The 20537-nt window shown below is 57.2% G+C and carries 18 protein-coding genes; 14 read left to right on the forward strand and 4 right to left on the reverse strand.

Annotated features, from left to right (window positions below):
- The first annotated feature begins 3 nt into the window (after positions 1–3).
- Genes phnL through phnP form a run of 5 tightly spaced genes read left to right on the forward strand, consistent with a single transcriptional unit; the run spans position 4 to position 3560 of the window.
- Positions 4–684, forward strand: coding sequence for a phosphonate C-P lyase system protein PhnL (gene phnL, locus BJ887_RS00085; RefSeq protein WP_014168259.1), 681 nt, complete (start codon positions 4–6; stop codon positions 682–684).
- Complete coding sequence (gene phnM, locus BJ887_RS00090) at positions 681–1817, forward strand: alpha-D-ribose 1-methylphosphonate 5-triphosphate diphosphatase (RefSeq protein WP_014168258.1); 1137 nt, start codon at positions 681–683, stop codon at positions 1815–1817. Before phnL ends, phnM begins: the two co-directional genes overlap by 4 nt.
- Positions 1814–2365: a ribose 1,5-bisphosphokinase gene (gene phnN / locus BJ887_RS00095; protein ID WP_040018699.1), complete on the forward strand. Its 552-nt coding sequence runs from the start codon at positions 1814–1816 to the stop codon at positions 2363–2365. The genes phnM and phnN overlap by 4 nt, the downstream gene beginning before the upstream one ends.
- Positions 2358–2792 carry an aminoalkylphosphonate N-acetyltransferase gene (phnO, locus tag BJ887_RS00100; protein WP_014168256.1) on the forward strand — a complete coding sequence of 145 codons (435 nt, stop codon included), beginning with the start codon at positions 2358–2360 and terminating at the stop codon, positions 2790–2792. Before phnN ends, phnO begins: the two co-directional genes overlap by 8 nt.
- Positions 2793–2801: 9 nt before the next feature.
- The gene (phnP, locus tag BJ887_RS00105; protein WP_068795433.1) at positions 2802–3560 is read left to right on the forward strand and encodes a phosphonate metabolism protein PhnP; all 759 of its coding nucleotides are present in this window, start codon (positions 2802–2804) and stop codon (positions 3558–3560) included.
- 55 nt (positions 3561–3615) lie between these two features.
- Here phnP and yjdP read toward each other — a convergent pair whose 3' ends face one another.
- Positions 3616–3939 (reverse strand): DDRRRQL repeat protein YjdP, encoded by a 324-nt coding sequence (gene yjdP / locus BJ887_RS00110; protein ID WP_014168254.1) that lies wholly within the window; start codon positions 3937–3939, stop codon positions 3616–3618.
- Between the two features lie 69 nt (positions 3940–4008).
- Positions 4009–6291 carry an ATP-binding protein gene (locus BJ887_RS00115; RefSeq protein ID WP_121339003.1) on the reverse strand — a complete coding sequence of 761 codons (2283 nt, stop codon included), beginning with the start codon at positions 6289–6291 and terminating at the stop codon, positions 4009–4011.
- Positions 6292–6472: 181 nt separating this feature from the next.
- Between BJ887_RS00115 and BJ887_RS00120 the strand changes: the two genes are divergently transcribed.
- The 6 genes from BJ887_RS00120 to BJ887_RS00145 all read left to right on the forward strand — a co-directional run bounded on the left by BJ887_RS00120 (position 6473) and on the right by BJ887_RS00145 (position 12605).
- A complete protein-coding gene (locus BJ887_RS00120) occupies positions 6473–7993 on the forward strand; it encodes a sugar ABC transporter ATP-binding protein (RefSeq protein WP_121339005.1) in 1521 nt (506 codons plus the stop codon).
- Positions 7990–8985, forward strand: a complete 996-nt coding sequence (locus BJ887_RS00125; RefSeq protein WP_121339007.1) for a ribose ABC transporter permease — start codon at positions 7990–7992, stop codon at positions 8983–8985. Before BJ887_RS00120 ends, BJ887_RS00125 begins: the two co-directional genes overlap by 4 nt.
- Before the next feature lie 30 nt (positions 8986–9015).
- Positions 9016–9957 (forward strand): ABC transporter substrate-binding protein, encoded by a 942-nt coding sequence (locus BJ887_RS00130; RefSeq protein ID WP_014168243.1) that lies wholly within the window; start codon positions 9016–9018, stop codon positions 9955–9957.
- An 86-nt stretch (positions 9958–10043) separates the two neighbouring features.
- Complete coding sequence (locus BJ887_RS00135; RefSeq protein ID WP_059306578.1) at positions 10044–10730, forward strand: D-lyxose/D-mannose family sugar isomerase; 687 nt, start codon at positions 10044–10046, stop codon at positions 10728–10730.
- Between the two features lie 10 nt (positions 10731–10740).
- On the forward strand, positions 10741–11601 hold the full coding sequence (locus BJ887_RS00140; RefSeq protein WP_025206378.1) for a ketose 1,6-bisphosphate aldolase: 861 nt from the start codon (positions 10741–10743) through the stop codon (positions 11599–11601).
- Positions 11598–12605 (forward strand): carbohydrate kinase family protein, encoded by a 1008-nt coding sequence (locus BJ887_RS00145; protein ID WP_121339008.1) that lies wholly within the window; start codon positions 11598–11600, stop codon positions 12603–12605. Before BJ887_RS00140 ends, BJ887_RS00145 begins: the two co-directional genes overlap by 4 nt.
- Here the strand turns inward: BJ887_RS00145 and BJ887_RS00150 are convergent.
- Positions 12602–13333 carry a response regulator gene (locus BJ887_RS00150; protein WP_025206379.1) on the reverse strand — a complete coding sequence of 244 codons (732 nt, stop codon included), beginning with the start codon at positions 13331–13333 and terminating at the stop codon, positions 12602–12604. The genes BJ887_RS00145 and BJ887_RS00150 overlap by 4 nt on opposite strands.
- Positions 13334–13588: 255 nt before the next feature.
- Here BJ887_RS00150 and fdhF point away from each other — a divergent pair, with 255 nt between their 5' ends.
- Both fdhF and BJ887_RS00160 read left to right on the forward strand, forming a co-directional pair.
- Positions 13589–15736: a formate dehydrogenase subunit alpha gene (gene fdhF / locus BJ887_RS00155; protein WP_121339010.1), complete on the forward strand. Its 2148-nt coding sequence runs from the start codon at positions 13589–13591 to the stop codon at positions 15734–15736.
- 324 nt (positions 15737–16060) lie between these two features.
- Positions 16061–16735 (forward strand): tetratricopeptide repeat protein, encoded by a 675-nt coding sequence (locus tag BJ887_RS00160; protein WP_014168236.1) that lies wholly within the window; start codon positions 16061–16063, stop codon positions 16733–16735.
- Positions 16736–16808: 73 nt separating this feature from the next.
- Here BJ887_RS00160 and gltP read toward each other — a convergent pair whose 3' ends face one another.
- Entirely contained in the window at positions 16809–18122 is a 1314-nt protein-coding gene (gltP, locus tag BJ887_RS00165; RefSeq protein WP_013095082.1) for a glutamate/aspartate:proton symporter GltP, read from the reverse strand.
- Between the two features lie 423 nt (positions 18123–18545).
- Between gltP and acs the strand changes: the two genes are divergently transcribed.
- On the forward strand, positions 18546–20504 hold the full coding sequence (acs, locus tag BJ887_RS00170) for an acetate--CoA ligase (RefSeq protein WP_047355921.1): 1959 nt from the start codon (positions 18546–18548) through the stop codon (positions 20502–20504).
- Positions 20505–20537 lie beyond the last annotated feature (33 nt).

Genomic DNA, 20537 nt, shown 5'->3' on the forward strand with positions numbered 1-20537 from the left:
CCCATGATCCGCGTAGAAAATGTCAGTAAGACCTTTGTACTCCACCAGCAAAACGGCGTGCGCCTGCCGGTCCTGCACAGCGCCTCTCTGGACGTTAGCAAGGGTGAATGCGTGGTGTTGCACGGCCATTCCGGCAGCGGCAAATCGACGCTGCTGCGCTCCCTGTACGCCAACTATCTGCCGGACGAAGGCCATATCTATATTCGTCATGGCAATGAATGGGTCGATCTGGTGCAAGCGCCGGCGCGTAAGGTGCTGGACGTGCGCCGCTCGACGATCGGCTGGGTCAGCCAGTTTTTGCGGGTGATCCCACGGATCTCCGCCCTGGACGTGGTCATGCAGCCGCTGCTGGACCTGGGCGTTCCGCGCGAGACCTGTGCCGCGAAAGCCGCCGGCCTGCTCACGCGCCTGAACGTGCCGGAACACCTCTGGCACCTTGCCCCGTCGACCTTTTCCGGTGGCGAGCAGCAGCGGGTGAATATCGCCCGCGGATTTATCGTCGACTACCCGATTTTACTGCTTGATGAACCCACTGCCTCGCTCGACAGTAAGAACAGCGCGGCGGTGGTTGAACTGATCGAACAGGCCAAAGCACGCGGCGCGGCGATCGTGGGGATCTTCCACGACGACACCGTTCGCTCCCGCGTCGCAGACAGGCTACACCCGATGGGGACGCTCGCATGATCGTGAATAACGTAAAGCTGGTGCTGGAAAATGAAGTCGTTGATGGCTCGATTGAGATCCAGGCCGGAGAGATCCGCGCCTTTGCGGAAACCCAGAGCCGCGCCCCGGAAGCGATGGACGGTGAAGGGGGCTGGCTGCTGCCGGGCCTTATCGAACTGCACACCGATAATCTGGATAAATTCTTTACCCCGCGTCCGAAAGTCGACTGGCCAGCCCATTCCGCGATGAGCAGCCATGACGCGCTGATGGTCGCCAGCGGCATCACCACCGTGCTGGACGCCGTAGCGATTGGCGACGTGCGCGACGGCGGCGACCGTCTGGAAAACCTCGAGAAGATGATCAACGCCGTGGAAGAGACGCAAAAACGCGGCCTTAACCGCGCCGAGCATCGTCTGCACCTGCGGTGTGAACTCCCGCATCACACCACTCTGCCGCTGTTTGAAAAGCTGGTGGACCGCGAGCCGGTCTCACTGGTCTCGTTGATGGACCACTCGCCGGGGCAGCGTCAGTTCGCCAGAATAGAGAAATACCGCGAGTACTATCAGGGAAAATACGCGCTGACCAACGAGGAAATGGCGCGTTATGAAGAGGAACAGCGACAGCTTGCGGCCCAGTGGTCTCAACCAAACCGGCTCTCCATTGCCGCCATGTGTCGGGATCGCAACATTGCCTTAGCCAGCCATGATGATGCGACGCATGAACATGTGCGCGAATCGCACCAGCTTGGCAGCGTAATCGCTGAATTTCCCACCACGTTTGAGGCAGCAGAAGCCTCCCGCACCCACGGCATGAACGTCCTGATGGGGGCGCCGAATATCGTGCGCGGCGGCTCACACTCCGGCAACGTGGCGGCAAGCGCGCTCGCGTCGCTAGGTCTGCTGGATATCCTCTCGTCCGACTACTACCCCGCCAGCCTGCTGGACGCCGCCTTTCGGGTCGCGGCTGACGAAAACAATCGCTTTACGCTGCCGCAGGCGATTCGTCTGGTAACGAAAAACCCGGCAACGGCACTCAATCTTCACGATCGTGGAGAGATAGCTGAAGGTAAACGGGCGGATCTGGTGCTGGTTCACCGTAAGGGCGAGCACATCCATATCGACCACGTCTGGCGTCAGGGAAAACGGGTGTTCTGATGGGAAGACTAATCTGGCTAATGGGGCCGTCAGGCTCTGGTAAGGACAGCCTGCTGTCCGCGTTACGGCAGCGGGAACATCCCCAGCTTCTGGTTGCGCACCGCTATATCACCCGTGCGGCGAATGCCGGGAGTGAGAACCATATCGCCCTGAGCGAGCCGGAATTTTTCACGCGCGCCGGGCAAAATCTGCTGGCGCTCAGCTGGCACGCCAACGGTTATTACTACGGGATAGGCATCGAGACAGACCTGTGGCTGCACGCCGGGTTCGACGTGCTGGTCAACGGCTCACGCGCACACCTTCAACAAGCGCGCGCTCGCTATGAAGCAGCGCTGTTGCCGGTCTGTCTGCAGGTCTCGCCTGATGTGCTGCGCAGCCGGTTGCAGAGCCGGGGTCGCGAAAACGCCAAAGAGATCGAGCAGCGGCTTGAACGTGCGGCGCGCTATACCCCATCGAACTGTCATATCCTCAATAACGACGGAAGTTTGCTACAGTCAGTCGATAACTTTTTAACGCTTATCCGTCAGAAGGAGAAACAGCATGCCTGACTGCCAGCTTCGCCCCGCCACTGCCGACGATGCGCAGATTGTTTACGCGCTGATTTGCGAACTCAAGCAGAGTGAGTTTGATCATCAGGCGTTCCACGCCGGGTATCTTGCCAATCTGCAGGACCACAATATGCGTTACCAGCTGGCTGAATTAAACGGCCAGGTGGTGGGCATGATTGGCCTGCATATGCAGTTTCACCTGCACCACGCCAGATGGATTGGCGAGATCCAGGAGCTGGTGGTCATGCCGCAGGCGCGCGGTCTCAGGGTGGGCAGCCAGCTGTTGGCCTGGGCGGAGAACGTGGCGCGGCAGGCGGGCGCTGAACTGACAGAGCTATCCACCAGCGTGAAGCGCCTGGACGCTCACCGTTTTTATGCTCGTGAAGGGTATACGCAGAGCCATTTTCGTTTCACCAAACTGTTGTAGAGGTGCACGATGAGTCTGACGATTACGTTAACGGGAACCGGTAGCGCTCAGCTGGTGCCGGTATTTGGCTGCGACTGCGCGGCGTGTCGCCGGGCGCGTCTGCAGGATAACCATCGCCGTCGCCCCTGTAGCGCGGTAGTCAAATTCAACGATGCGGTAACGCTGCTGGACGCCGGTATCCCGCACCTGATGGACGACTGGCCAGCAGGCAGCTTTCAGCAGTTTTTACTGACCCACTACCATATGGATCACGTCCAGGGGCTGTTCCCCCTGCGCTGGGGCGTCGGTGCCCCTGTTCCGGTGTACGGTCCGCCAGACGAGTCGGGGTGTGACGACCTGTTTAAACACCCGGGGATTCTGGATTTCAGCCATACGGTAGAGCCGTTTGTGATGTTTGAACTGCAGGGCCTGCGGGTCACGCCGCTGCCGCTGAATCACTCGAAAATCACCTTTGGCTACCTGCTGGAGTCCGCCCACAGTCGCGTGGCCTGGCTCTCCGACACCGCCGGATTACCCGATAAAACGGTAAAATTCCTGCTCAATAACCGGCCGCAGGCGATGATCATCGACTGCAGCCACGAGCCGCGTGACGAAACGCCGCGCAACCATTGCGATCTGAATACGGTTATTGCCTTAAATGAGATCATCGGCTGTCCGCAGGTGATCCTGACCCATATCAGTCATCAGTTCGACGTATGGATGATGGATAACCCGCTACCCGATGGGTTCGAGGCGGGATATGACGGAATGACGTTGTTGCTGGATTAGGTTCTCCCCCTCTCTGGATGAGAGGGCGAGGCGTATGGATGCTAAACCGCGCGTATCAGCGATCGTAATCGTCTTCTAACCGGCGCTCATCTTCTTCTAACTGACGTCTGTCATCATCCAGCTGGCGTTGACGCTCATCCAGACGGCGACGGCGATCCTCCAGTTGCCTGCGGCGATCGTCATACTGACGGCTGTCGGTCTGGCGGCTGCGATCGTAGCGATCGTCGTCATCATCGCTACTGCGACTGCTGCTGGGGTTATAGGCATCGTTGATCGCCTGCTGAATATTGCCAATGGCTTCATCAATAACATCGGCGTGAGCCAGTTGGCTGGTAAGTGACAGCAGACCAAATAACAGAGCGGTAGAGTAACGTTTCATAAGACCAGACTCGCAGGTGGACTGGCCTTACGGTAATGAACAACAGCTGGCTGGGGTAGCGGAGGAATCTCAAATTACCATCACCTTGCGCAACGCCTGCGCCAGCTGTACACGGGTAAAAGGCTTACGCAGTAACGCCACGTCCGGCAGTTGCGGGTTATGCGTCGGACGCAAATCCTGGCCGCTGATCAGCAACACCCGAAGCTGCGGATAATGGCTGCGCACATGGTTGATCACCTCGGCCCCGCTGAGGTTACCGGGCAGCATTAAGTCGCTAATGAACATGCCAATATCCGGTGACGCGTCCAGCATCTTCAGGGCCTGTTCGCCGTTGTCCGCTTCAAGCGTCAGATAGCCCAGCTGATGCAGCTGCTCGCACAGGGTCTGGCGGACATCGGCTTCATCTTCCAGCACCAGTACCAGGCGTTCATTTTCAACGGCAGCCGCGGCGGCCTGGGTCTCATCAGCAGAACTAACAGGCAGCGTCGAGCGTGGCAGATGCAGCCGCACGGTGGTCCCCTGCCCCGGCGCGCTTTCAATCTCCACGCGCCCACCGGACTGGCGTACAAAACCGTAGACCATCGACAGGCCTAATCCGCTACCGCTCCCGGTTTGCTTGGTCGTAAAGAACGGTTCGAAGACCCGGGATTTGACCTCCTGCGACATTCCACTTCCCCGGTCAATAACCTCCAGCGCCACCATATCCTGCCTGCGTCCGTCACTGCGGGTCACGCGCTGATTCCACGTGCGGATCTTAATAACCCCCGTCTGTCCCTCCATCGCATCACGGGCGTTCATCACCAGGTTAATAATGGCGTTTTCCAGCTGGCTAACGTCTATCCACGCCGGCCACGCCGGTGATTGCGCTTCAATTTCCAGCGTCAGGGTGGCCGGCAGCGAGTGGTACATCAACTCCCGCAGGTTCTCGAGCAGCGGTTTCATCTCTACCGCGTGCGGGGTCAGGGATTGCTTGCGGGAAAATGCCAGCAGGCGCTGGGTCAGCACCGCACCACGTTCGGCGGCCTTGAGTGCCCGGGTGATACGCGGGGCGTCATGTGAGTCAGGATCGGTGAGTTCCAGACTGCCAATGATCACCGCCAGCAGGTTGTTAAAGTCATGAGCCAGACCGCCCGTCAGCTGCCCGACGGCCTTCATCTTCTGGCTGTGCACCAACGCCTCTTCCAGCCCCTGACGCTCGATGCGGTCGATCTCCATCTGCGTGGTTTTTTCTTTCAGCAGGCGGGTGGTGTGGACAAGCGAGGCGGTGTTGCGGGCAAAAACGTTAAACGCTCGCGCCAGCTCACCCAGCTCATCACGGCGCTGCAGCCCGGGGACAGAAACATCCTGCTCACCATGAGCAAGGCGCGACATCGCCCGGGAGATGGCCGTCAGGTTGGAGGCCAGATTACGGTAGATATACCAACAGGCGCACCCGGTGATGATCAGCGCCAGCACGGCGAACACGCTGATAAATACGCTGATGGAGCGCAGCTCCTGGTGACTCTGGGCAGTGCGCAGCCGGGAGGCCTGCGCCACCTGTTCAACGTACTGATTGATGTCGCTGTTTAATATCGCCACCAGCGCCTTGATGTGGAACATATACCAGCTGATCGCCAGATCGCTCTCCTCCAGCTGCGTCGAGAGCGGAACAAGCTTGTGAAGCTCGGCATTAAAATCGGGCAGGATAGCGTTCACCACGGGCTGCGTCACGCTCCGGGGCAGCGTTGCCGTCACGGCATCCAGCTGTTGAACCGTGGCGCGCGGCGAGGGCGTTTCAATAGCGGCGATGATTAGCCTGTCCATTTCCATAAGCTGTTGCGCATCCGGGACGTTGCTGGCGTAACGGCGGTTGATGTCCTGCAGATGGCGCAAATAGCTCTGGCTTTGATAGAGCGCGCTGAGAAGCGCATTACGCTCCAGATGACGCCGCTGCCCGCGCTCCAGCATGCCCGTCACGCTCTGCTGTAACTCATTACTTCTCTGAATAATTCGCGCCACCAGCGCGGGCTCCTGTTGCGCCAGTGGCGCATCGGCAAGCTGTTCCAGCGAGTGACGCAGCGCCATCTGCGTCTGCTTCAGGCGCTCGGCTTCGCCCTTGTATTCCAGCGCGCCTACAACTTGCGAGAGCCGCACCGCCGCCGTTGCCACATTGGCGGTATCGCGGGCGAGGTTCATGCTGCCGGTCATGTCATCCAGCGTCTGCTGCTGCACCTGTTCCTGGATCTGGCTGGCATGACGAAAGCCGAGCACCGCCACGCCGCTGACCATCAGCGTCACCGCCACCACCAGCAGATTAAAAATCAGCAGGCGACCACGGGCGCTGGCAAAGAAGGGTGGACGGTGTGATGGCATACGGTAAGCTCCGGTGCAATGTGATGCCCTCACCCTGGCCCTCTCCTGCTGAGAGGGAAAAAGCGGGGAATTGTGATGTAAGTTAACTATTCATAACTATGACAAATATGAACGGCTTCTGACATTTTGCATTTACCAACCTGTGATGAAGTGCGGATATCGACATTTAAGGAGATCCGCCATGAGCAGAACCCCGGTACTGGAGATGCGCAACATTGCCAAAACGTTTGGCCATTTCCACGCGCTCAAGGGTGTGGATTTGACGGTGTACCCCGGTGAGATCCACGCGCTGATGGGGGAAAACGGCGCAGGAAAGAGTACCCTGATGAAGATCCTCGCGGGCGCCTACACCGCCACCAGCGGCGAGATCCTGATTGACGGACAGCCGTTTCACATCAAAGGGCCAAAGGACGCGCTGGCCGCGGGTATCACCCTCATTTATCAGGAGATGCAGCTTGCCCCCAATCTGACCGTCGCTGAAAACATTTTCCTGGGCAGCGAGCTGTCGCGCGCCGGGCTGGTACAGCGCAAAGAGATGGCCGCACAGGCGCAGGCGGTGATTGACCGTCTGGGCGCGCACTTCAAGGCGACCGACCTGGTAATGAGGCTAACCATCGCCGAGCAGCAGCAGGTTGAAATTGCCCGCGCGCTGCACCGCAACAGCCGCATTCTGGTGATGGATGAACCCACCGCCGCCCTCTCCTCACGTGAAACCCATCGCCTGTTCGAGCTGATACTGCGCCTGCGAGAGGAAGGAATGGCGATTATCTATATCAGCCACCGCATGGCGGAAGTGTATGAACTCTCCGATCGCGTCAGCGTTCTGCGTGACGGGCAGTACGTCGGTAGCCTGACGCGCGACAAACTGAACGCCTCTGAGCTGGTGAAGATGATGGTCGGCCGTCCGCTAAGCGATCTGTTTAACAAAGAGCGCGATATCCCGCTCGGCAGCCCGCGTCTTAACGTGCATCACCTTACCGACGGCAAGAAAGTGCTCCTCTGCAGTCTGCAGGTGCGTTCCGGAGAAATTGTCGGGCTGGCAGGTCTGGTGGGCGCCGGACGTTCCGAACTGGCGCAGCTGATCTTCGGCGCGCGCAAAGCCACGGGCGGCATGATTGAGGTCGACGGCGAACCGGTGGTGATCCACTCCCCACGTGCCGCCATCGACAACGGGATCGGTTTTCTCACCGAGAACCGCAAAGAACAAGGGCTGTTCCTCGAGCTGGCCGCACAGGAGAACATCACCATGGCGACGCTGGAGCGCGACGCCACCTTCGGCATGCTGAACCGCAAAAAAGCGCAGACCATTTCTGACGATGCGATCGCCCTGCTTAACATCCGCGTGCCGCATTCACAGGTCCGCGCGGGTGGCCTGTCCGGGGGCAATCAGCAAAAGCTGCTTATCTCCCGCTGGGTGGCCATCGGCCCACGCATTCTGATTCTGGACGAACCGACGCGCGGCGTCGACGTCGGGGCGAAAAGTGAAATCTACCGCATCATGAACCAGATGGCGCGCAAAGGCGTGGCGATCCTGATGATCTCCAGCGAGCTGCCGGAAATCGTCGGCATGAGCGACCGCGTCTATGTCATGCGTGAAGGCAGCATTGCAGGTGAACTTCACGGAGCAGAAATTTCTCAGGAAAACATCATGACGCTGGCGACCGGCGTGAACGACTCTCATCATCAGGCGGTGCAACTATGACAAATTCAACCCATCCGCAGCAGGTGGCGAAGTCCGCCTCTGCCAAAAAAATGCTGATGAGCGATCTGATGCAGACGGTCGGCATTTTGCCCATCTTGATCCTGATTGTGGCGGTATTTGGTTTTATCGCGCCTAACTTCTTTACCGAAAGTAATCTGCTCAATATCACCCGCCAGGCGTCGATCAACATCGTACTGGCCGCAGGGATGACCTTCATCATTCTGACCGGCGGGATCGACCTCTCCGTCGGCTCCATTCTGGGCACCACGGCCGTGGCGGCGATGGTGGTGTCGTTAATACCTGAGTTCGCCATGCTTTCTGTTCCGGCAGCGCTCATGCTCGGCCTGGTGCTGGGTTTGTTCAACGGCGCGCTGGTGGCTTTTGCCGGGCTGCCGCCGTTTATCGTGACGCTCGGTACCTATACGGCACTGCGCGGTGCGGCTTACCTGCTGGCGGACGGTACGACCGTCATTAACTCCAACATTAACTTTGAGTGGATCGGCAATAACTACCTCGGCCCCATTCCGTGGCTGGTGGTGATCGCGCTGGCGGTCATTGTGCTGTGCTGGTTTATTCTGCGCCGCACCACGCTTGGGGTTCACATTTATGCGGTTGGCGGCAACATGCAGGCGGCGCGTCTGACAGGCATTAAGGTCTGGCTGGTGCTGTTGTTTGTATACGGCATGAGCGGGCTGCTCTCGGGCCTGGGCGGCGTGATGAGTGCCTCGCGTCTCTACAGCGCCAACGGCAACCTGGGCATGGGCTACGAGCTGGATGCGATTGCGGCGGTGATCCTCGGCGGCACCAGCTTTGTCGGCGGGATCGGCACGATCACCGGCACGCTGGTGGGGGCGCTGATCATCGCCACGCTTAACAACGGCATGACGCTGATGGGCGTCTCCTACTTCTGGCAACTGGTGATCAAAGGGGCGGTGATCATCATAGCGGTGCTGATCGACAAATACCGTACCCGACACCATCAAAGTGCATAACAACAATACCCTACAAGCGAGGAAGAGAAGATGCGTTTGAAACCGTTAGTGACCGCGCTCTGTGCTGGCGCGCTGCTTGCCGCAACGCCGTTTGCGCAGGCGAAAGATCTGAAGTCCATCGGCGTGACGGTGGGCGACCTGGCCAACCCATTCTTCGTGCAGATCACCAAAGGTGCCGAGCTGGAAGCGCGCAAACTGGCGGGGGATAACGTCAAAGTGACGCTGGTCTCCAGCGGTTACGATCTCGGCCAGCAGGTGGCACAGATTGACAACTTTATTGCGGCCAAAGTGGACATGATCATCCTTAACGCTGCGGATTCCAAAGGGATCGGCCCGGCGGTTAAACGCGCGAAAGAGGCCGGGATCGTGGTTGTCGCGGTTGACGTCGCGGCGGAAGGGGCGGATGCCACCATCACCTCCGATAACACCCAGGCGGGGGAAATGGCTTGTAAATACATTACTGATCGCCTGAAAGGCAAAGGCAACGTGGTCATCATCAACGGGCCGCCAGTGTCCGCGGTGCAAAACCGCGTCGAAGGCTGCCAGACCGAGTTCAAAAAACATCCGGATATCAAGGTGCTCTCTGATAACCAGAACGCCAAAGGTAGCCGTGAAGGCGGTCTGGAAGTGATGACCTCACTGCTGGCGGCCAATCCGAAGATCGACGGCGTGTTCGCGATTAACGATCCGACGGCGATCGGTGCCGATCTGGCAGCAAAACAGGCCCAACGCAATGAATTCTTTATCGTTGGCGTAGACGGCAGCCCGGACGGCGAGGAAGCGCTTAAGCGTGAAAACTCCCTGTTTGTCGCAACGCCGGCTCAGGATCCGCAGGTAATGGCAGCAAAAGCAGTTGAGATCGGCTATGACATTCTGCAGGGCAAACCTGCGCCTAAAGAGCCTGTGCTGATCCCGGTGACGATGATCGATAAAAAGAACGTCGGATCCTATAAAGGGTGGACAGTTAAGTGATGTAGTGCGGTTTGATGCCCTCACCCTGATCTTCTCTTCGCGCGAGAGAGTTGGGGTGAGGCCTGACATAGCGTCCAGGGGGCCCGATGAAACGCTCCGAAATCAATGAAATCCTTGGCCACACGCGGCAGTTCTTCTCCATGCACGATGTGCATCTCCCTCCCTTTGCCAGTTTTCCGCCAACGAAATGGCAGCAGCTTGATCCGGCCGCCTGGCAGGAAGTGTTTGATCTCAGGCTTGGCTGGGACGTAACGGCATTCGGCGGCGACCATTTTGCCGCACAGGGGCTAACGCTCTTTACCCTGCGCAATGGCTCACCGAACGGCGTGCCCTATGAAAAGTGCTATGCCGAAAAAATCATGCACGTCCGGGATGGTCAGGTGACGCCCATGCATTTTCACTGGCGTAAACGGGAAGACATCATCAACCGTGGCGGCGGAAACCTGATCGTCGAGTTATGGAATGCCGATGCACATCAAGAACCTGAAAATACCGACGTGACCGTTACCCTCGACGGCTGTCTGCAGACCCACGCGCCCGGCAGTCAGTTACGCCTGCAACCCGGGGACAGCATCTGCCTCACCCCCGGCCTGTACCACAGTTTCTGGGGCGAACGCGGTTTTGGCGACGTACTGGTGGGGGAAGTGTCATCGGTGAATGACGATGAACACGATAACCATTTTTTACAGCCCATTGCCCGCTATAACAATATCGAAGAAGACGAACCGGCGGTGCTGGTGTTGTGCAACGAGTACAACCTGTTTCGGAAATAAGGAGTAAATAATGCCATTGATTTCTCTTGCCGACGGTCTTGAGCACGCCAGGAAACACCGCTACGCGCTCGGCGCGTTTAACGTTCTCGACTCCCATTTTTTGCGCGCGCTGTTTGCTGCCGCGAAACAGGAACGCTCGCCGTTTATCATTAATATTGCGGAAGTCCACTTTAAGTATGTCTCCCTGGAGTCGCTGGTCGAAGCGGTCAGGTTTGAAGCCGCCCGTCATGATATTCCGGTGGTGCTCAACCTCGATCACGGCCTGCATTTCGAGGCGGTGGTACGTGCGCTGCGCGTAGGCTTCAGCTCCGTGATGTTTGATGGCTCCACCCTGAGCTACGAAGAAAACATTCGCCAGACGCGGGAGGTGGTGAAGATGTGCCACGCGGTTGGCGTATCGGTAGAAGCGGAGCTGGGTGCGGTAGGCGGTGACGAAGGTGGCGCGTTGTATGGCCATGCGGATGAAGCGTTGTTTACGGACCCGCTGCGGGCGCGCGAGTTTGTCGATGCCACCGGCATTGATGCGCTGGCGGTCGCCATTGGCAACGCGCACGGTAAATACAAAGGCGAGCCAAAACTCGATTTCCCTCGTCTGGACGCCATTCGCCAGCAGACCGGCCTGCCGTTGGTCTTACACGGCGGCTCCGGCATCAGCGATGCCGATTTTCGTCGCGCCATCGAACTGGGGATCCATAAAATCAACTTTTATACCGGCATGTCACAGGCCGCGCTCTCTGCCGTTGAGCAACGGATGGCAAAACGTCAGCCTCTGTACGATGAATTTGCAGAACTGTTGCTGGGCATAGAAGAGGCGATTACCGATACGGTCGCCGCGCAAATGCGCATCTTTGGCAGCGCGGGGCAGGCATAATGGAACGTAAAGGGATTATCGCAGCCGGCAATATGCTGGTGGATCACGTCCACCAGATTGTGCAATGGCCGGAGCGCGGCTGGCTGGCGGAGATTACCCACAGCGAACGTTCAACCGGCGGTGCGCCGCTGAACGTCCTGCTGACGCTGGCCAAAATGCACGTTGGCCTGCCGCTGCAGGCCGTCGGCCTGATTGGCGAAGATAGCGACGGCGATTACATCCTGGCGATGCTCGACCAGTATCACGTCAACCGCCAGCGGGTGCAGCGCACGACCTTTGCGCCAACCTCTATGTCGCAGGTTATGACCGACCCCAGCGGACAGCGCACTTTTTTCCACTCCCCGGGCGCCAACCGTCTTCTGGATCTGCCCGCCTTCGACCGCCTCGACGGCGCGATGAAGATTTTCCATCTCGGCTACCTGTTACTGCTCGACAGCCTGGATATGCCCGATGACGAGTACGGCACCCGCAGCGCACGGCTGCTGGCCCAGATGCGCGATCAGGGGTATGAAACCTCGCTCGATCTGGTCTCGCGAAAGGGTGACCCTCGCTATCAGCCGCTGGTCCTCCCTGCCCTGCGCCATCTTGATTATCTGGTCATCAACGAACTGGAAGCCGGCGAGTTTAGCGGGCTGGAGATGCGCGACGAGAACGATGCCCCGCACATTGCCCATATCGCGGAAGCCGCCTCACAGCTTCTGGCAGCTGGCGTGCGTCAGCGGGTGGTGATCCATTGTCCGGAAGGGGCGTGGGGGTTAACACCGGACGATGAAGGGCGCTGGATCCCCTCCTGGTTGCTGGAGCGGGAAGAGATTATCGGCAGCGTCGGGGCGGGTGATGCCTTCTGCGCAGGCTTCTTATACGGCTGCCATGAAGCGTTGCCGCTGGCCGAGAGTATTTATCTGGCCCATGCCTGCGCGCGGGCAAGCCTGCTGGCTGCGAACGCCATTGATGGGGCAAAAACGCTGGCCGAGCTGCAGCTGTTTATTAAAGAGAATATTTAAGCCGCTTTCTCGCTGTGAGACACATCGGCAGCAAAGACGTAGCCCAGCCCACGGACGGTTTTAATGAGTACGGGCTGATGCGGGTTGGCTTCTATTTTACGGCGCAGGCGCATGATCAACACATCGATTGTGCGGTCGAACACCTCGGCACTTTCGCTGTGCGTCAGCTCGAGCAGTTGTTCCCGGCTGAGCACCCGCCGGGCGTTCTGGGTGAGCGCCAGCAGCAGACCATATTCTCCCTGGGTCAACGGTACGGGGTTACGCTGCGGATCGCTGAGTTCACAGCGGGAGGTATCCAGCGTCCAGCCATTGAACGTCACGCCCGCCACGCGTGGCACCGGGGTGTCTGCGGCCAGCGCCCCGGTACGGCGAAGCACGGCTTTAACCCGGGCAACCACCACGCGCGGGTTAAACGGTTTGCCAATATAATCGTCGGCCCCCATCTCCAGCCCCACCACCACGTCTGACTCACTGCCCAGCCCGGTCAGCATCACCACCGGCAGCTCCGGACGTTGCTTTTGCAGGTGCAGTAATACCTGCAGGCCGTTGATATCCGGCAGCATCATATCCAGCAGGACAAGGGCGATGTGTGGCTCATGCTGAACCAGACTCAGTGCGTCCTGGCCGTTATGGCAGACAAGCACGCTAAAGACGTGCTCACTCAGCACATCCTGCAGCAGCTCGCAGACTGCGGTATCGTCATCAACCACCAGAATCGCCGGTTTCATCGCATGCTTCCATCAGGGGATTATGTTAAGTCTGAACCATTCTGCCGTCGGCTCCAGCCAATTTGACTTTTACATGACGGAATTACAACCCATGTCACATCCACTGCCCATTCGACACGTCAATTTTGACGATTGGCTGTTTTTCGTCAGGGTTTTGCCCCTCTTTTGGCCGTAAAGTCTGCTGATACCCACAATAAAAACATGGCATAGAAGCTGCATAGTGGGGCGTAAGCATTGATTAACTGGAGCAGACTGATGAAAAAAGTCGTCACGGTTTGCCCTTATTGTGCCTCGGGTTGCAAGATCAACCTGGTGGTCGATAACGGCAAAATCGTCCGGGCGGAGGCCGCCCAGGGGAAAACCAACCAGGGCACGCTGTGCCTGAAAGGCTACTACGGCTGGGATTTTATTAACGATACCCAAATCCTTACCCCACGCCTGAAAACCCCTATGATCCGCCGCGAGCGCGATGGCAAGCTGGAAGCCGTCTCCTGGAGCGAGGCGCTGGATTATGTCGCCACGCGCCTGAGCGCCATCAAAGCCAAGTATGGCCCGGATGCGATCCAGACTACCGGCTCTTCACGCGGTACCGGTAATGAAACCAACTATGTAATGCAAAAATTCGCGCGCGCCGTTATTGGTACCAATAACGTCGACTGCTGCGCTCGCGTCTGACACGGCCCATCGGTTGCAGGTCTGCACCAGTCGGTCGGTAACGGCGCTATGAGTAACGCGATCAACGAGATAGATAACACCGATCTCGTGTTTATTTTTGGCTATAACCCGGCGGATTCTCACCCTATCGTCGCGAACCACGTGATTCGCGCCAAACAGAATGGGGCGAAAATCATCGTCTGCGATCCGCGCAAAATTGAAACGGCACGTATTGCGGATATGCACATTGCACTGAAAAACGGTTCGAATATCGCGCTGTTGAATGCGATGGGCCACGTCATTATTGAGGAGAATCTCTACGACCAGGCGTTCGTCGCGACCCGTACGGAAGGGTTTGACGAGTATCGGAAAATTGTCGAAGGCTATACGCCGGAGTCCGTCGAAGCGATAACCGGCGTAAGCGCGCAAGAGATCCGTCAGGCAGCGCGGATGTACGCCGGGGCGAAAACCGCGGCCATTTTGTGGGGCATGGGCGTCACCCAGTTCTATCAGGGCGTGGAAACCGTACGCTCCCTGACAAGCCTCGCGATGCTGACCGGAAATCTGGGCAAACCGCATGTGGGCGTGAACCCGGTGCGTGGTCAGAATAACGTGCAGGGTGCGTGTGACATGGGCGCACTGCCGGATACCTATCCGGGCTATCAGTACGTTAAGTTCCCGGAAAATCGTGAGAAATTCGCGAGGGCCTGGGGCGTGGAGAGCCTGCCGGAACATACCGGGTATCGCATCAGCGAGCTGCCGCACCGTGCGGCACACGGTGAAGTGCGGGCTGCCTACATTATGGGTGAAGATCCGCTGCAGACCGACGCCGAGCTGTCAGCGGTGCGTAAAGGCTTTGAGGATCTCGAACTGGTGATTGTCCAGGACATCTTTATGACCAAAACCGCGGCGGCGGCGGATGTGATTTTACCGTCAACGTCATGGGGCGAGCATGAAGGTGTTTACACGGCGGCAGACCGCGGCTTCCAGCGCTTCTTCAAAGCGGTGGAGCCGAAGTGGGATCTGAAAACCGACTGGCAGATCATCAGCGAAATCGCCACCCGCATGGGTTATCCGATGCACTACAACAACACTCAGGAAATCTGGGACGAGTTGCGCAAACTGTGTCCGGACTTCACCGGTGCCACCTATGAGAAAATGGGTGAACTGGGGTATATCCAGTGGCCGTGCCGCGATGAGTCAGAGGCCGATCAGGGCACGTCGTATCTCTTTAAAGAGAAGTTCGACACCCCGAACGGACTGGCGCAGTTCTTCACCTGCGACTGGGTCGCGCCAATCGATAAACTCACCGATGAGTATCCGATGGTGCTCTCTACCGTGCGTGAAGTGGGCCACTACTCCTGTCGTTCGATGACCGGTAACTGCGCTGCGCTGGCGGCACTGGCGGATGAACCGGGCTATGCGCAGATCAACACCGCTGACGCAGAGCGTCTGGGTATTGAAGATGAAGCCCTGATCTGGGTGCACTCGCGTAAAGGACGCATCATTACCCGTGCGCAGGTCAGCGACCGACCTAACAAAGGGGCGGTCTATATGACCTACCAGTGGTGGATTGGTGCCTGCAACGAACTGGTGACGGAGAACTTAAGCCCGATAACCAAAACGCCGGAGTATAAGTACTGCGCCGTACGCGTGGAGCCGATTGCTGACCAGCACGCCGCGGAACAGTATGTGATTGACGAATATAGCAAGCTGAAAGCCAGACTGCGTGAAAGCGCGTTGGGTTAATGCTGTTAATTAATCGATGAATAAAAGGGGGTGACTTATTCACCCCTTTTTTATTTCTTAATAAGCTATTTATATTATCAATATATATTGTGCACGCTGCCCCGCAGCAATAATGTCATTAGCACCGAAATAAATACCCGGCTTTGTATTTTAATTCAGTGAGAGAATCTCCCCCGCGAGCGTCTAATACCCTCTTTCACAAGCATTATTGTGAGACGAAACGCGGTGGGCACCGGGAAATGTTCATTCACCTTTACCGCGCCCGTTTTTTTCTTCTGCGACGACGATTATACTGCGCGGCGTGTACCCAGATGATAAGAATCCATGAAATCAATTTTTCTGATGTTGTTATTTTTTACGTCACTCGTCCACGCGGATGAGATTGGCAGCCAGTACAAGCAACAGGCGGAAGCGGGTGACGCCCGCGCCCAGTATTACCTTGCCGATACCTACTTCAGTTCCGGCGACAGCAAGCAGGCCGCGCAGTGGGCAGAGAAAGCAGCAAAAGGGGGCGATGTCGACGCCATGGCGTTGTTATCGCAAATCCAGTTTACACAGGGCGATTACGCGCAGGCCAAAGCGCTGGCGCAGCAGGCCACTATCGCCGGCAGTAAACGTGGCGCAATTATGCTGGCACGCGTGCTGGTCAACACCCAGGCAGGGAAAACTGACTATCCACAGGCCATCGCACTGCTGCAAACGGCAACCGAAGATATCGACAACGACTCCGCGGTGGATGCGCAAATGCTGCTGGGGATGATTTATGCCAACGGCGTTGAGGTGGCGCAGGACGACGTCAAAGCCGCGTCGTGGTTCAAACGCAGCTCCTCCCTTTCGCGTACGGGTTACGCGGAGTACTGGGCCGGAATGCTGTTCCAGCAGGGCGAGAAAGGCTTTATAACGCCGAATAAGCAGAAAGCGCTCTACTGGCTGAACCTGAGCTGTACCGAAGGGTTTGATACGGGATGTGAAGAATTTGACGCGTTGAGTGGAGAGTAAAGTCTCTTACACGGCCCTCTCTTTTGGCAGAGAGGGAGTGCGAAAAGGCCGGGTTAACCCCGGCCTTTTTATTTTACTGGTCTGCGGTCTTATCAAAACGACCCAGCACTTCGCGTTCATACGCCAGCGCTTTTTTACGGTCGAATTTGTGCTCCCACTTAGCGATAACCAGCACCGCCAGGGCGTTACCCACTACGTTCAGCGCCGTACGCGCCATGTCGAGTATACGGTCGACACCGGCGATAAACGCCAGACCTTCCAGCGGGATCCCTACGCTGCCCAGGGTCGCCAGCAGGACGACAAAGGAGACGCCAGGTACGCCTGCGATGCCTTTTGAGGTCACCATCAGGGTCAGCACCAGCACGATCTCCTGCCACAGAGACAGGTCAATGCCGTACAACTGAGCAATAAAGATAGCCGCAATACTCTGGTACAGCGTTGAGCCGTCCAGGTTAAAGGAGTAGCCGGTTGGCACCACAAAGCTGGTAATCGACGCCGGCGCGCCGTAGGCCTCCATCTTCTCGATAATACGCGGCAGTACGCTTTCAGAGCTTGCCGTGGAGTACGCGAGAATCAACTCATCTTTGAGAATACGGATCAGGATCCAGATGCTCAGCCCACACAGGCGCGCCACAATTCCCAGCACCACCAGCGCGAAGAACAGGATGGCGAAGTGAACCAGAATCACCAGCTTCGCCAGCGGCCACAGGGAGGCGAAACCGAAGTTCGCCACGGTTACCGCGATAAGCGCAAACACCCCAACCGGCGCGTAGCGCATCACCATGTGAGTCACTTTGAACATGGTTTCAGAAATTGAGCGGAACACGGTGACCAGCGGTTCACGGTGCGTGGCAGGCAGGGAGGAGAGGCCCAGACCAAACAACACCGAGAAGAAGATGATCGGCAGCATCTCGCCCTTCGCCATGGAAGCCACGATGTTGGTCGGCACCAGCGAAAGGATGGTTCCCATCAGGCCATGCGCGTGGCTCTGTACTTCAGCGGTAGTGCTTTGATATTTCGAAATATCCACCGTCGCCAGCTGCGACATATCGATCCCGGATCCTGGCTGGAACACGTTCGCCAGTGTGATCCCCAGAATGATGGCAATCGTCGTGATCACTTCGAAATAAAGAATTGTCTTCGCGCCGATACGGCCTAACTGTTTTGCATCCCCCACACCGGCAATGCCGACGACCAGCGTTGAGATAACAATCGGTACGACAATCATCTTGATCAGATGAATAAAGATATCTCCTGCCGGGGAGAGCAGGTTCGCAATCAGCCACTCGCGGCTGTCGCTGTGATAATGCAGGTAGCTACCCAGCAGGATACCCAGCACAAGGGCTAGCAAGATTTGCCAGGCCAGGCTGACTTTAACGTTTTTCATAGAAACTGACTTCCTCAATGAAGCGCCCTATTCACATAAACTGCATGAATATGGATACATACTGAAAGGGTATGAATTGTGTTGCGTTGGTTTATGGGATTTTTTAACGCGGCGTATGAGTATCATTTGCGCGGCATGTTGCGCAAGCCTTAAAGAACGGCACATTTCGCTGCAAAAAGCGGTCATGACGTGAGTTTGTCACAATTCCCATCAATAACTTTTTGTTATAAAAAGGCTTTTTTAATCGAAATTGTGAATAATCGGCACGGTGAATTATTTTCCTTCAAAGTTTCATTCGCTCATTTTTCATACTCTTCAAACAATGCGTGATCTGTAGCCCAAATAATAAACAAAGCTTGTAAAGCCCCTACTATTAACGTTTTTGCGACATATTATTAACATCTTACAAGGAGAAAAAAAGCCATGAGCCAAGTACATAAACACGACATTCCCGCAAACATTGCGGACCGTTGCCTGATAAACCCGGAGCAGTACCACGAGAAGTATCAGCAATCCATCTCCAGCCCGGACGTCTTCTGGGGTGAGCAGGGCCATATTCTTGACTGGATTAAACCTTATCAGAAGGTGAAGAACACCTCCTTTGCGCCCGGCAACGTCTCCATTAAATGGTACGAAGACGGCACGCTGAACCTGGCAGCAAACTGTCTTGACCGCCACCTTGCCGAACGCGGTAATGAAACGGCCATTATCTGGGAGGGTGACGACGCCTCTCAAAGCAAACACATTACTTATAAAGAACTGCACCGCGACGTGTGCCGCTTTGCCAACGTTCTGCTGGAAAGGGGAATTAAAAAAGGCGACGTGGTGGCTATCTATATGCCAATGGTGCCTGAAGCGGCGGTAGCCATGCTGGCCTGCGCGCGCATCGGTGCGATTCACTCGGTGATTTTTGGCGGCTTCTCACCGGAAGCGGTAGCCGGACGTATCGTCGACTCCAGCTCGAAACTGGTGATCACGGCCGATGAAGGCGTTCGCGCTGGCCGTGGCATTCCCCTGAAGAAAAACGTCGATGAAGCGCTGAAAAATCCGAACGTGAAAACCGTCAGCAACGTCATCGTCCTCAAGCGTACCGGCGGCAAGATCGACTGGAACGAAGGACGCGACCTGTGGTGGAGCGATCTGATTGAAAAAGCCAGCGACCAGCATCAGCCGGAAGAGATGAACGCGGAAGATCCACTGTTTATTCTTTACACCTCCGGCTCAACCGGCAAACCGAAAGGCGTGCTGCATACCACCGGCGGCTATCTGGTCTATGCCGCTACCACCTTCAAGTACGTATTCGACTACCATCCGGGCGACATTTACTGGTGTACTGCCGACGTGGGTTGGGTCACCGGTCACAGCTACCTGCTTTACGGCCCGCTGGCCTGTGGTGCCACTACGCTGATGTTTGAAGGCGTACCGAACTGGCCAACGCCGGCACGCATGTGTCAGGTGGTCGACAAACACAAGGTCAATATTCTCTATACCGCCCCAACGGCGATCCGCGCATTAATGGCGGAAGGCGATAAGGCCATTGAAGGCACTGACCGCTCTTCGCTGCGCATCCTCGGTTCCGTTGGCGAGCCCATCAACCCGGAAGCCTGGGAATGGTACTGGAAGAAAATCGGCAACGAAAAATGTCCGGTAATGGACACCTGGTGGCAGACCGAAACCGGCGGCTTTATGATCACCCCTATGCCGGGTGCGACGCAGTTAAAAGCCGGTTCAGCAACTCAACCGTTCTTCGGCGTACAACCTGCGCTGGTGGATAACGAAGGCAATCCGCTGGACGGGGCCACCGAAGGCAATCTGGTGATCACCGATTCCTGGCCGGGCCAGGCGCGTACCCTGTTCGGCGACCACGAGCGCTTTGAGCAGACCTACTTCTCGACCTTTAAAAACATGTACTTTAGCGGTGACGGCGCCCGACGTGACGAGGACGGTTATTACTGGATAACCGGGCGCGTGGACGACGTGCTTAACGTCTCCGGCCACCGTCTGGGTACCGCGGAGATTGAATCCGCGCTGGTATCTCATCCGAAGATCGCCGAAGCCGCCGTCGTCGGGATCCCACACAACATTAAAGGCCAGGCGATTTACGCCTACGTCACGCTGAATCATGGCGAAGAGCCGTCACCAGAGCTGTATGCCGAGGTGCGCAACTGGGTACGTAAAGAGATTGGCCCGCTTGCCACGCCGGACGTGCTGCACTGGACCGACTCTCTGCCGAAAACCCGCTCAGGCAAAATTATGCGCCGCATATTGCGCAAAATCGCAGCCGGTGACACCAGCAACCTCGGTGATACCTCAACGCTTGCCGATCCTGGCGTGGTGGAAAAACTGCTCGAAGAGAAGCAGTCCATCGCAATGCCATCGTAACGCGATTTCCCCTCTCCCCCCCGGGAGAGGGAA

The sequence above is a fragment of the Enterobacter sp. WPR_3_1 genome (genome assembly GCF_003635055.1).
Taxonomy (GTDB): Bacteria; Pseudomonadota; Gammaproteobacteria; order Enterobacterales; family Enterobacteriaceae; genus Enterobacter; species Enterobacter ludwigii.

Coding starts and splice junctions, on each gene's coding strand:
- phnL (WP_014168259.1), top strand. CDS start 4: ATGATCCGCGTAGAAAATGTCAGTAAGACCTTTGTACTCCACCAGCAA.
- phnM (WP_014168258.1), top strand. CDS start 681: ATGATCGTGAATAACGTAAAGCTGGTGCTGGAAAATGAAGTCGTTGAT.
- phnO (WP_014168256.1), top strand. CDS start 2,358: ATGCCTGACTGCCAGCTTCGCCCCGCCACTGCCGACGATGCGCAGATT.
- phnP (WP_068795433.1), top strand. CDS start 2,802: ATGAGTCTGACGATTACGTTAACGGGAACCGGTAGCGCTCAGCTGGTG.
- yjdP (WP_014168254.1), bottom strand. CDS start 3,939: ATGAAACGTTACTCTACCGCTCTGTTATTTGGTCTGCTGTCACTTACC.
- BJ887_RS00115 (WP_121339003.1), bottom strand. CDS start 6,291: ATGCCATCACACCGTCCACCCTTCTTTGCCAGCGCCCGTGGTCGCCTG.
- BJ887_RS00120 (WP_121339005.1), top strand. CDS start 6,473: ATGAGCAGAACCCCGGTACTGGAGATGCGCAACATTGCCAAAACGTTT.
- BJ887_RS00125 (WP_121339007.1), top strand. CDS start 7,990: ATGACAAATTCAACCCATCCGCAGCAGGTGGCGAAGTCCGCCTCTGCC.
- BJ887_RS00130 (WP_014168243.1), top strand. CDS start 9,016: ATGCGTTTGAAACCGTTAGTGACCGCGCTCTGTGCTGGCGCGCTGCTT.
- BJ887_RS00135 (WP_059306578.1), top strand. CDS start 10,044: ATGAAACGCTCCGAAATCAATGAAATCCTTGGCCACACGCGGCAGTTC.
- BJ887_RS00140 (WP_025206378.1), top strand. CDS start 10,741: ATGCCATTGATTTCTCTTGCCGACGGTCTTGAGCACGCCAGGAAACAC.
- BJ887_RS00150 (WP_025206379.1), bottom strand. CDS start 13,333: ATGAAACCGGCGATTCTGGTGGTTGATGACGATACCGCAGTCTGCGAG.
- BJ887_RS00160 (WP_014168236.1), top strand. CDS start 16,061: ATGAAATCAATTTTTCTGATGTTGTTATTTTTTACGTCACTCGTCCAC.
- gltP (WP_013095082.1), bottom strand. CDS start 18,122: ATGAAAAACGTTAAAGTCAGCCTGGCCTGGCAAATCTTGCTAGCCCTT.
- acs (WP_047355921.1), top strand. CDS start 18,546: ATGAGCCAAGTACATAAACACGACATTCCCGCAAACATTGCGGACCGT.